This is a genomic window from Hymenobacter coccineus (assembly GCF_001816125.1).
In the GTDB taxonomy this organism is placed as follows: Bacteria; Bacteroidota; Bacteroidia; order Cytophagales; family Hymenobacteraceae; genus Hymenobacter; species Hymenobacter coccineus.
The window spans coordinates 26,281-38,395 of sequence record NZ_MDZA01000306.1 but is presented as its reverse complement, the minus strand read 5'-3'; the positions used below and the strand labels follow the sequence as shown (position 1 = coordinate 38,395).

At 63.9% G+C, this 12,115-nt stretch carries 8 protein-coding genes; all 8 read left to right on the top strand.

Annotated features, from left to right (window positions below; genetic code table 11):
- The coding region (locus BEN49_RS15810; protein WP_141765694.1) for an OmpA family protein at positions 1-370 on the top strand (370 nt) is incomplete at its 5' end.
- 56 nt (positions 371-426) lie between these two features.
- Complete coding sequence (locus BEN49_RS15805) at positions 427-1,152, top strand: GDSL-type esterase/lipase family protein (RefSeq protein ID WP_070744977.1); 726 nt, start codon at positions 427-429, stop codon at positions 1,150-1,152.
- A gap of 645 nt (positions 1,153-1,797) precedes the next feature.
- On the top strand, positions 1,798-4,953 hold the full coding sequence (locus tag BEN49_RS15800) for a SusC/RagA family TonB-linked outer membrane protein (protein WP_083326162.1): 3,156 nt from the start codon (positions 1,798-1,800) through the stop codon (positions 4,951-4,953).
- A 75-nt stretch (positions 4,954-5,028) separates the two neighbouring features.
- Positions 5,029-6,597, top strand: coding sequence for a RagB/SusD family nutrient uptake outer membrane protein (locus BEN49_RS15795; RefSeq protein WP_070744973.1), 1,569 nt, complete (start codon positions 5,029-5,031; stop codon positions 6,595-6,597).
- A 163-nt stretch (positions 6,598-6,760) separates the two neighbouring features.
- The gene (locus BEN49_RS15790; RefSeq protein WP_070744971.1) at positions 6,761-7,957 is read left to right on the top strand and encodes an aldose epimerase family protein; all 1,197 of its coding nucleotides are present in this window, start codon (positions 6,761-6,763) and stop codon (positions 7,955-7,957) included.
- Positions 7,958-8,070: 113 nt separating this feature from the next.
- Complete coding sequence (locus tag BEN49_RS15785) at positions 8,071-9,804, top strand: ribulokinase (RefSeq protein ID WP_070744990.1); 1,734 nt, start codon at positions 8,071-8,073, stop codon at positions 9,802-9,804.
- The gene (locus BEN49_RS15780; protein ID WP_070744969.1) at positions 9,801-10,499 is read left to right on the top strand and encodes an L-ribulose-5-phosphate 4-epimerase; all 699 of its coding nucleotides are present in this window, start codon (positions 9,801-9,803) and stop codon (positions 10,497-10,499) included. Before BEN49_RS15785 ends, BEN49_RS15780 begins: the two co-directional genes overlap by 4 nt.
- A 114-nt stretch (positions 10,500-10,613) precedes the next feature.
- Positions 10,614-12,101: an L-arabinose isomerase gene (gene araA / locus BEN49_RS15775; RefSeq protein ID WP_070744967.1), complete on the top strand. Its 1,488-nt coding sequence runs from the start codon at positions 10,614-10,616 to the stop codon at positions 12,099-12,101.
- Positions 12,102-12,115 lie beyond the last annotated feature (14 nt).

The following is a 12,115-nucleotide window of genomic DNA, read 5'->3' as shown; positions in this document are numbered from 1 at the left end:
CGGCACCTGCTCCTGCCGCCCCCCGCGCCGCCCCGCGCCGCCCGCGCCGGTGGTGCTGCCCACGGTGCTGTTTCAGGTGGGCAAGGCCAAGCTGCTACCGGCGGCCCGCCCGGCGCTCGACCAGCTGGCCGCCGACTTAAAAGCGCAGCCGGCCCGGCGCGTGCGCGTACTGGGCCACACCGACCGCGTGGGCGAGCCCGACAAAAACCAGGTGCTGTCGGAGCAGCGGGCCGCCGCCGTGCAGGCTTATTTGGTGAAAGCCGGCGTGGCGGCCGGGCGCATCGCCACCGCCGGCTACGGCGACGCGCGCCCCCTGTACCCCTCGCCCGACGCCCGCAACCGGCGCGTGGAAGTGGAGGAGGTACCCTAGGCCGCGGCTCGGCCCGCCGCCTGTACTTTTACCGGGCCCCCAGACCCCCTACCCTTATGAAATACTACCTGCTTCCCGCGCTGGCCCTGGGCCTGCTGGCTTCCCCACTGCGGGCCCAACAGGCCCCAGCGGCCACCCCCACGCCCGCCGCGCCCGCCAACCTGCCCCGCTACGCCGCCGAGAACCAGCAGCTATCAGCGCCGGTGGCCGGTACGCCGCGCGTGGTGCTGATGGGCAATTCTATCACCGACGGCTGGCCCGGGGCCGACCCGTCTTTTTTCGCCGGCAAGCCCTACGAGTACGTGGGCCGCGGCGTCGGCGGGCAAGTGTCGTCCACGATGCTGGAGCGCTTCCAGCGCGACGTGCTGGACCTGCACCCCGCCGTGGTGGCCATCCTGGCCGGCATCAACGACGTGGCCGAAAACGCGGGGCCCTACCAGCCCGAAGCCACCCTGCGCAACATTACGGCCATGGCCGAGCTGGCCCACGCGCACGGCGTGCGGGTCATCCTGTGCTCGGTAACGCCCGCCGCCGAATTCCCCTGGCGGCCCGGCCTCGGCCCGGGTCCCAAAGTAGTGGCCCTCAATGCCCAGCTTGCCGCCTACGCCCAGCAGCACCACTTCGTGTACCTGGATTACCACGCGGCGCTGGTCGACGACCACCTGGGCATGAAGCCGGGCCTGGCCCGCGACGGTGTGCACCCCACCTTGGCCGGCTACCGCATAATGGAGCCCCTGCTGCAACAAGCCGTGGCCGTGGCGCTGAAGAAAAAGCAGAAGTAACGCGGCACCCATTGAGTGCGCACCTGGGTGGGCGGCGCCGCGCACGTCCCAGGTGCCGCCCACCCAGGGTTTTCCAGAGAGCTGTGGGGCCTTGGCCCCGGCAAATAAACCGTACCCTTTGGCATGGCGGCGTTGGGGACCGCTGCCCTGCGCGGCCAAGTTAATGGCTCGCCCGGCGCACCTGTGGCTGGGGCCCTCGCTGAGCCGCGCGGGCTTTGCTGCCAGCTAACCCAGGCCAACCGACGCCTCTTAAGCGGAGCGTAATGCACCTATTCGATGCCACGACCGATCGGAATCGTTTTCGTCAAAATTTTAGTAAAATTTACACAATCGTTAATGCGGACAGAATTTATTAGCTCCGCAGCAAAAATATATTTTACCATGCTAGGGTAATGGGCACACTCAAAAACGGGTTTTTTAGTGGACTTTTGCCCCGATCCCACTGATTTATGCCGTCGAAAGAATGATTTGTCATTTTGTTGTTACCGAAAAAGCTGTTATCATTGTCTTAATGTTTCCAATTCATCCCTTTTCGGTGGCGCCTGCGCGGCGCCAATGACATTTCGGAGACCTTTTTTTTGAGTTAAATGCACAATCGATTGTGCATCTGTTTAAGATTTTTCCCACCCAATTTTCCCTTTCTTTATGAGAAAGTCCGTACCTAAAATGTGGCGCCTGGCTTTACCCGCGGCGCTGAGCTGCTTGCCCTTGCAGCCCCTGCTGGCCCACCGCGCCACCCCCGACGAATTGCGGCAGCCGGCCCTGGCGGCGGGCCCCGTCAGCGGGCGCATCGTGGACGAAAAAGGCGGCGGCTTGCCCGGCGTCAACGTCATCGTGAAGGGCACCAGCGTCGGCACCCAGACCAACGTCGACGGCCGCTACACCATTGAGGTGCCGGACGGGGCCACGCTGGTGTTTTCGTATGTGGGATATGCCAGCCAGGAAGTGGTGGTAGGCAGCCGCACCACCGTGGACGCCGCCCTGGCGGTCGACAGCAACGCGCTGGCCGACGTGGTAGTGGTGGGCTACCTCGCCCAGGACCGCCAGAACGTGAGTAGCGCCGTGGGAGCCCTCAACGTGAAGGAAGCCACCAAGATGCCGGTGCCCACCATCACCCAGGCCCTGCAAGGCCAGGTGGCGGGGGTGCAGGTGCAGGGCTCGGGCGGCCCCGGCGATGCGCCGGTTATCGTGATCCGGGGCCCTGGCAGCGCCGGCAACAGCAGCAGCGCGCCGCTGTACGTGATTGACGGGCTGTGGACGGACAACATCCGCGACCTCAACCCGAACGACATCGCCACGCTCAACATCCTGAAGGACGCTTCGTCGACGGCCATTTACGGGGCCCGGGGCGCCAACGGGGTAATTCAGATCACGACCAAGCGGGGCAAGGCCGGCACGCCAACCATCGGCATCAACGCCTACGCCGGCGTCGACAACGTGTACAAGCGCTACAAGCTGGCCAACGCCAGCGAGTGGGCCGACCGCGCTGTGCAAGCCTACGCCAACGCGGGCCTTAACCCCTTGAGCGCGGGCCAGAACAGCTTGGCCGGGGCCGTAAAGGGCACGGGTGGCGCGTTCAACCCCAACATCGACACCGATTGGCAGAAGGAATTTTTCCAGACCGGCCGCGTAGAGGACTACAACGTGAACTTCTCGGGCGGCAGCACCGGCGAGAAGAGCGCGAGCAACTACCTGATTTCGGGCGAATACTTCCACCAGGAAGGCATCGTGAAGGGCCCCGACTTCAAGCGCTACAGCCTGCGCCTGAACTCGGGCCTGACGAAAGGCAAGTTCCGCTTCCAGGAAAACGCGCAGCTGACGCACCTAAACACGGTGCTGCTCAACGGCTTCCCGTTCATCGACGTGCTCACCTTCCTGCCCACCATTCCGGTGTACGACCCAGCCAACCTGGGCGGCTTCGGCACGGGCTCGACCGCGCTTAACACCTTCGCCACCAACCCCGTGGGGGCCCAACAACTGCTGCGCCGCACGCAGTCGGACAACCGCCTGGCTGGCAACTTCACGGTCGACTATTCGATTTTCGACTTCCTGACCTACCGCCTGAACCTGGCCCTGGACGGCCACACCTACAGCAACGCCGACGCCCAGCAGCTGGGCATCTTGCGCCAGAACACGCAGATCAACACGTCGTCGCTCACCGAGTTTCTGGGCTATGACCTGTTCACGATGGCCGAGAACACGCTGAACTTCAACAAGAGCATTGGCGAGCACCACGTGAACGCGCTGGTGGGCTACTCAGAGCGCGACACGCGCTACCACAACGTGAGCGCCCAAACGCAGAACTTCTCGCCCCTGCCCCAGTACTACTTCCAGCTCAGCGCGGGCCAGAACGTGGGCGTGGTGACCGGCCTTGAGGGCCGCATCACCAACCGCTCGTACTTCTCGCAGGTTACTTACGACTACAAAAACCGCTACCTGGCCTCGGGCAGCTTCCGCCGCGACGGCTCGTCGCGCTTCGCGGAGCAGAACCGCTACGGCAACTTCGGGGCCGCCTCGCTGGGCTACCGCATCAGCGAAGAAACGTTCTTCCAGAACGCCCTGCCAATGGTGAACAACCTGAAGCTGCGCGCCAGCTACGGCATCATCGGCAACGACCAGCTGTCCGGCGATTACTTCGGCGCCTACCTGCCCACGCCCAACATCAACCAGAACGTGAACTACGTGCTGGGCGCCGGCCAAACCATCACCAACGGCCGCGACCAGGTGGTGTTGGCCAGCGACAACCTACAGTGGGAAGAGCGCCGCACCAAGGACGTGGGCCTGGACGCCGCCTTCCTGGATAATCGCTTGACGCTGACGGCCGACTACTACGTATCGGAAACGCGCAAAGCGCTGGCCCCGATCGTCGTGCCCATCTACACCGGCAACTTCGGCACGGTGTTCCAGAACGCCGGCAACCTCGAAAACCGCGGCTTTGAGTTGGGCCTCGGCTACCACGAAACCAAGAACGCCTTCACTTACGGCATCGACGCCAACCTGACCACCCTGCGCAACCGCGTGACGGCGCTGCCCAACCCGGGCCAGACGCTGGTGGACGGCCAGGGCCTGACGAGCACAAGCGTAGGCACGTCGGTGGGGTCGTTCTTCCTGATTCCGATGGCGGGCATCTTCCAGTCGCAGGACGAGGTGAACGCCTACAAAAACGCGGCCGGCACCGTGATTCAGCCCTACGCGTCGGCCGGCGACGTGAAGTACACCGACGTGAACGGCGACGGCGTGATTGACAGCAAGGACCGCACGCAAGTGGGCTCGCCCTTCCCCACCCTGCAATACGGCCTGACCCTGACGGCGGGCTACAAAGGCTTCGACCTGTCGGTGTTCTGGCAGGGCGTGAGCGGCAACCAGATTTACAACAACTCGAAGTACGCCCTGGAGCGCTACGACGGCCCCAGCAACTACGAAGCCGACGTGCAGCCTTGGTCCACGACGAACCCGTCGAACTCCAACGCCCGCCTGCTGCAAGGCGGCGGGGCCGGCAACCTGGGCCTGGCCGCTGCGTCCAACGCCCTGTACAACACCACGCGCTGGCTCGAAAACGGGGCCTACCTGCGCCTGAAGAACGTGCAGCTGGGCTACACCTTCCCCAAAACCATGATGGCCTGGGCCCCGTCGCTGGGCAGCCTGCGGGTGTACGTGACGGGCCGCAACATCGTGACCTTCACCAAGTACTCGGGCTACGACCCCGAAATCACGGGCACGGGCTACTTCAGCCGCGGCGTCGACAACAGCGCCTACCCCAACGTGCGCACCTTCACCGGCGGCATTCAGGCCACCTTCTAACCCGTTGCGCAGCGCAGCCGGGGCCCCAGGCGCTGGCTGCGTCCGCACTCCCCCACCCGTCTACACGCACTTTATATGAAATCCCATAAAATCGCTACCCTATTGGTGCTGGCGGGCAGCTTGCTCGGGGCCTCCGGCTGCAAGAAAGACCTGCTGGACCAGACCAACCCCAACACGCTGTCCGTGGCGCAGTTCTGGCTCACGGCCGACGACGCCAACAAGGGCGTGATTGCCGCCTACTCGGGCGTGCAGCAGTACGCCTGCTACGGCCACTCGTGGCAGTTCATCACGGCCCGCTCCGACGAGTCGTACAGCCAAAGTCCGTTCGTGGAACTGGCCGTGTTCACGCGCTTCATCCAGCCCAACAATAACTTCTTCATCTCGGCCTTCGCCTGGAATGATTACTACCGCACCATTTACCGCACCAACCAGGCGCTGGGCCGCATCCCCGGCATCACGATGGACGCCGGCCTGAAGGCGCAGTACATCGCCGAGTCGCGCTTCATTAGGGCCCTGATGTACTTCGACCTGGACTCGTTTTTCGGCAACGTGCCGCTGATCCTCGTCGAGCCCACCGCCACCACCCGCGTGCAACAGGTGACGCCGGCCGAAGTGGAAGCCCAGGTCATCGCCGACCTGCAGGCGGCCATCCCCGACCTGCCCGTGACCTACGCCGCCGCCGACCTCGGGCGCGCCACCAAGGGGGCCGCCCAGGCCTTGCTGGCCAAAATGTACATGCAGCAGCACAAGTACGCCGAGGCCTCGGCCTTGTTCACGACCATCATTGGCTCGGGCAAATATTCGCTGGTGCCCAACTACCTCGACAATTTTACGGCCACCAACGAGAACAATAGCGAGTCGGTGTTTGAGGTGCAGTACACGGGCTCAGTGCTCGACGTAGGCCAGGGCCAGGACAACGCCTCTGCCTCGGAAGGCTACGACCGGCCCAACTTCTTCGGGCCGCCGATCTTCTCGTTTGCCGACGTGCAGCCCCGCCAGTGGCTATTTGATGCCTTCCAGGACTCAACGGTTGCCTTGGCCCCGGGGAGTAGCAGCAAGCATATGATTGATCCACGGCGCGATATATCCATCTTCAGTTACGTCGGTACGCCCAAAGTGTACGGCCGGCGCTGGGACAAATTTTACCCGCCGGTGCAAGGCCAGACGGATAGCACTGGCTTGCAGCGCAACCAGTTGTACGGGCGCAAATACCAAAACGACCGCACCATCAGAACCCCCGAAAACTTCACCTCGGGCATCAATTTCCGCGTTATCCGTTACGCCGATGTATTGCTGCTGCAAGCCGAAGCCCTGAACGAGCTGGGCCAAACGGCCGCCGCCGTGCCGCTCGTGAACCAGGTGCGCCAGCGCGTGGGCCTGGCCCCCATCAGCGCCGCGAACTATAACCAGACTAGCCTGCGCCTCTACATGCGGGGTGAGCGCGGCCGCGAGCTGGCCTACGAAGGCCAACGCTGGTTCGACATCAACCGCTGGGGCCTGCTCGATAACCAAGCTGGCCTCAACGACCTGATAACCCGTGACCCGGATTTTGCCGACTTCCGCTTGGGCGTGTCGAAGTTGCTGCCCCTGCCGCAGACCGACATCGACCTCGACCCCACCATCAAGCAGAACCCCGGCTACTAGCCACCCGTCCGCTGGGGCCCGTCCACTCCCCGGGCGGGCCCTTTGCGGGCTAGGCACCGGCCGGGCGCGGGCACCGGAACTCACCGTTTTATAGAAAAAAAGCCGTTGTTTTGGGCCCTGCGGCGGACCCGCCGCAGCGTTCCACCTTACGTTCCCTTTTTCCATGACCCATTTCCGCCGCCTCGGAGCGGGCGGCCTTGGCAGCTTGCTGCTACTGGCCGCCTGCAATTCGCAGCCCACTGCCCAGCAAAGCACCGCTGGGGCCCCTGAAACCGCCACTGATTCTGCCCGCACCCCTTCCGCCGCCATGCCCACGTCCACTGCTTTTGGCAAAACCACCGACGGTACCGAAGCCCGTCTGTTCACGCTCACCAACGCCCACGGCATGACGGTGACCATCAGCAACTACGGCGGCACCATCACCAGCATTCAGGTGCCAGATAAAAATGGCAAAACCGGCGACGTGGTGCTGGGCTTCGACGAGGTGGGCGGCTACCAAAGCCCCGCTTTTTTGAAGTCGAGCCCCTACTTTGGGGCCCTGATCGGGCGCTACGGCAACCGCATCAAGGGCGGCAAATTTACCCTGGAGGGCAAAGCATATTCGCTGGCTGCCAACAACGGCCCGAACTCGCTGCACGGCGGCAAGCAGGGCTTTGACAAGAAAATCTGGACGGCCACGCCCGCCCGCTCGACCGATGGCCAGAGCCTGACGCTCAAATACCTGAGCAAGGACGGCGAAGAAGGCTACCCCGGGGCCCTCGACGTGACGGTGGTGTACACCCTCACCGACGACAACGGCCTGCGCATTGATTACACCGCCACCACCGACAAGGCCACGGTTCTCAACCTCACCAACCACGCCTACTTCAACCTGGGCCTGGGCCAGAGCAAGGACGTGCTGGCCCACGAGGTGACGCTGCCCGCCGACCGCTACACCGTGGTGGACGCCACCCTGATTCCGACCGGCGAGCTGAAGCCGGTGAAGGGCACGCCGTTTGACTTCACCACGCCCCACGCCATCGGCGAGCGGATTGCGCAGGTGCCCGGCGGCTACGACCATAACTGGGTGCTGAACAAAACCACCGGCCAGCACAGTGCCGCCACCGTGTACGACCCCGCCTCGGGCCGCACCCTGGAAGTGACCACCGACCAGCCCGGCGTGCAGTTCTACACCGGCAACTTCCTCGACGGCACCCTGAAGGGCCACAACGGCACCGTGTACGGCAAGCACGCCGGCTTCTGCCTCGAAACCCAGCACTTCCCCGACTCGCCCAACCAGCCCAAGTTCCCGACCACCGAGCTGAAGCCGGGCGAGACTTACCACACCGCCACTACCTACACGTTTGGGGTGCGGAAATAAGGAGTGAGTTGGCGAGTTGGTAAATGAGTGAATTGACCAACTCACTTATTTACCAACTCGCCTGTTCACCCAATCACTCCTTCATTCATTCACTCATTCACTCCTTGAACACCGTGCCCGAACAAACCGCCTCCCCGGCCTACGTTATTGGCCTCGACTATGGCACCGACTCGGTGCGCGCCCTGCTGGTGGACGCCCGCACCGGCGCCGAAGTTGCGCAGGCCGTGCACTACTACCCGCGCTGGCAGCGCGGCGCTTACTGCAACGCCACCAAAAACCGCTTCCGCCAACACCCACTCGATTACATCGAGGGCCTGGAAACCACCATCAAGCAAGTGCTGGCCAACGTGGCCAACCCCGCCGAAGTGGTGGGCCTGGCGGTAGACACCACCGGCTCGACGCCGGGCCCCGTCAACGCCGACGGCGTGGCCCTGGGCTTGCTGCCCGAGTTTGCTGAGAACCCCAACGCGCTGTTTGTGCTCTGGAAAGACCACACGGCCCTGGCCGAAGCCGCCGAAATCAACCACAAAGCCCGCACCTGGGGCGGCGAGGACTACACCAAGTACGAGGGCGGCATTTATTCCTCGGAATGGTTCTGGGCGAAAATCATGCACATCGTGCGCGAAGACGACGCCGTGGCCCAGGCCGCCCACTCCTGGATGGAGCACTGCGACTGGGTGACGCTGCTGCTGACCGGCGGCGAGCTGACCAGCTTCAAGCGCAGCCGCTGCGCCGCCGGCCACAAGGCCATGTGGCACGAGAGCTGGGGCGGCTTGCCCCCGCAGCAGTTCCTCGACCACCTCGAACCAAAGCTGGCCGGCCTACACAATCGTTTATTCAAGGAAACGTACACGGCCGACCAAGTGGCCGGCCATCTTTCCGAAGAATGGGCCACGCGCTTGGGCCTGACCACCAGCACCGTAGTAGCCGTGGGCTCGTTCGATGCGCACGCCGGGGCCGTGGCTGGCGAGATAGAATCCTATTCCATGGTGAAGGTGATGGGCACCAGCACCTGCGACATCGTGGTGGCCCCTACTGCAGAAGTGGGCGGGCACTTGGTAGCCGGCATCTGCGGGCAGGTGGATGGGTCGGTCATCCCCGGGATGCTGGGGCTGGAAGCCGGCCAATCGGCCTTCGGCGACCTGCTGGCCTGGTTCCGCAACATACTGGAGTGGCCCCTGCAAGCCGGCCTGACCGAATCGAAGGTGCTCAGCGCCGACCAGCTGGGGGCCCTGCGCCAGGAGCTTAGCGACAACCTGCTGCGCCAGCTGACCCAAGCTGCCGCCGAAGTTGACCCCGCCGAGAGCAGCGTGCTGGCCCTGGACTGGGTGAACGGCCGCCGCACCCCCGACGCCAACCAAGCCCTGAAGGGGGCCCTGACGAACCTGACGATGGGCACCTCGGCGCCCCAGATTTTTAGGGCCCTGGTGGAAGCCATTTGCTACGGCTCGAAGCAAATTGTGGAGCGCTTCGAGCAGGAAGGCATTCCGATCAAGCAAGTCATCGGCATCGGCGGCGTGGCCAAGAAATCGGCCTTCGTGATGCAGACGCTGGCCGACGTACTCGACCGGCCCATCAAAATTGCCGTTTCGGAACAGGCGCCAGCGCTGGGCGCGGCCATGTACGCGGCCGTGGCCGCCGGCATCTATCCCGACGTGCTAAGCGCCCAAAAAGCGCTGGGCAGCGGCTTTGCCGAAACCTACACCCCCAACCCCGCCCGCGTGGCCGACTACGCCGCCCGCTACGCCCAATACCAGGCCCTGGGCCAGTTCGTGGAAAGCACCACGGCGGCCGGCCACACCGAGCCCGTGGCGGAAACCGAAACGCAAGCCATCACCTCCGCATGAGCCAGTACCAAGCCCTGAAGCAGACCTGCTACGACGCCAACATGCAATTGCCGGCCCTCGGGCTGGTGCTCTTCACCTTCGGCAACGCCAGCGTGGTCGACCGCGAAAACCGCGTGTTTGCCATCAAGCCCAGCGGCGTGCCCTACGTCGCGCTCAAGCCGGAGGACATCGTGATTGTGGACTTCGACAATAACGTTGTGGAAGGCACCAAGCGGCCGTCGTCGGACACCAAAACCCACGCCGTGCTCTACAAGCACTGGACGCACATTGGCGGCATCGTGCACACGCACAGCACCTACGCTACCGCATGGGCCCAGGCGCAGCTCGACATTCCGGTGCTGGGCACCACGCACGCCGACCACCTTACGGCCGACGTACCGTGCGCCCCGCCCATGGCCGACGACATGATTGCCGGCGACTACGAGCACGAAACCGGCTGGCAGATCATGAACGAATTCACCCGCCGCGGCCTCGCGCCCGACGAGGTGGAAATGGTGCTGCTGGCCAACCACGCGCCCTTCACCTGGGGCCCCACCGTGGAAAAAGCCGTGTACAACAGCGCCGTGCTGGAGGAAGTGGCCCGCATGGCCTACCTCAGCACCACGCTGCGCGCCGACGTGCCGCGCCTGAAAGACGCGTTGATTAAAAAACACTACGAGCGCAAGCACGGCGCCAATTCCTACTACGGGCAGTAGCGCTGTAGCGCGGACTTTGTAGTCCGCGGCTCTCGCTTCGTCCCACCGATTACCGTTTAGCGACCGTTCAAAAAACGCGGACTACAAAGTCCACGCTACAAACTACCAACCACCATGATTGACATTTCGCATTACGAAGCCTGGTTCATTACCGGCAGCCAGCACCTCTACGGCCCCGAAACCCTGGAGCAAGTTGCCCAGCACTCGCAGCAGATTGCCGCAGAGTTTGGCACCAAGCTGCCCATTAAAATCGTGTACAAGCCCGTGCTGACGGGCCCCGCCGAGATTTACAAGCTGATGCAGGAGGCCAACACCACGGAGAACTGCGTGGGCCTCATTGCCTGGATGCACACCTTCTCGCCGGCCAAAATGTGGATCAACGGCCTGAAGATTTTGCAAAAGCCGCTGGCGCACTTGCACACCCAGTTCAACCGCGACATTCCGTGGGCCGACATCGACATGGACTTCATGAACACCAACCAATCGGCGCACGGCGACCGGGAGTTTGGTTTCATCGGCACCCGCATGCGCCTGAACCGCAAGGTGATTGTGGGCCACTGGCAGAGTGCCGACGTGCACGAGCGCCTCAGCATCTGGAGCCGCGTGGCCTGCGCCTGGGCCGATTGGCAGGGGGCCCACTTCGTGCGCTTCGGCGACAACATGCGCTACGTGGCCGTGACCGAGGGCGATAAGGTGGAAGCCGAAATCAAGTTTGGCTACGAAGTGAACACCTACGGCATCGGCGACCTGGTGGCGGTAGTGGACGCCGTGACCGACGCGCAGATTGACGAGCTGGTGGCGACCTACGAGAAGGAATACGAGCTGGCCGACGGCCTGCTGGCCGGGGGCCCCCAGCGCGATAGCCTGCGCGACGCCGCCCGCATTGAGGCTGGCATGCGCCAGTTTTTGGAGGCGCGCAACGCCAAGGGCTTCACCGACACGTTTGAGGACCTGCACGGCATGAAGCAGCTGCCCGGCATTGCCACCCAGCGCCTGATGGCCGACGGCTACGGCTTCGGCGGCGAGGGCGACTGGAAAACCTCGGCCCTGGTGCGCGCCATGAAGGTGATGGGCGCCGGCCTGCCCGGCGGCAACTCGTTCATGGAGGACTACACCTACCACTTCGCGCCCGGCAACGAGCAAGTACTGGGCTCGCACATGCTCGAAATCTGCCCCACGATTGCCGAGGGCAAGGTGCGCGCCGAAGTGCACCCGCTCGGCATCGGCGGCAAAGAAGACCCCGTGCGCCTGGTGTTCAACTGCCCCGCCGGCCCGGCCCTGAACGCGACCATTGTGGACATGGGCAACCGCTTCCGCATGATTGTGAACACCGTGGAAGCCGTGGCGCCCGCCCACGACCTACCCCACCTGCCCGTGGCTCGCGTGCTCTGGAAGGTGCACCCCGACATGAAAACCGGCCTCGCCGCCTGGATCCTGGCCGGCGGCGCCCACCACACCGGCTACAGCCAAAACCTGACCGCCGAGTACTTGGAAGACTTCGCCGAAATGGCCGGCATCGAGTTCTTGATTATCGACGAGGACACCAAGCTCCGCACGTTCAAAAACGAGCTACGCTACAACGAAGTGGCCTTCCGGAGCTAACAACCAATGCATTA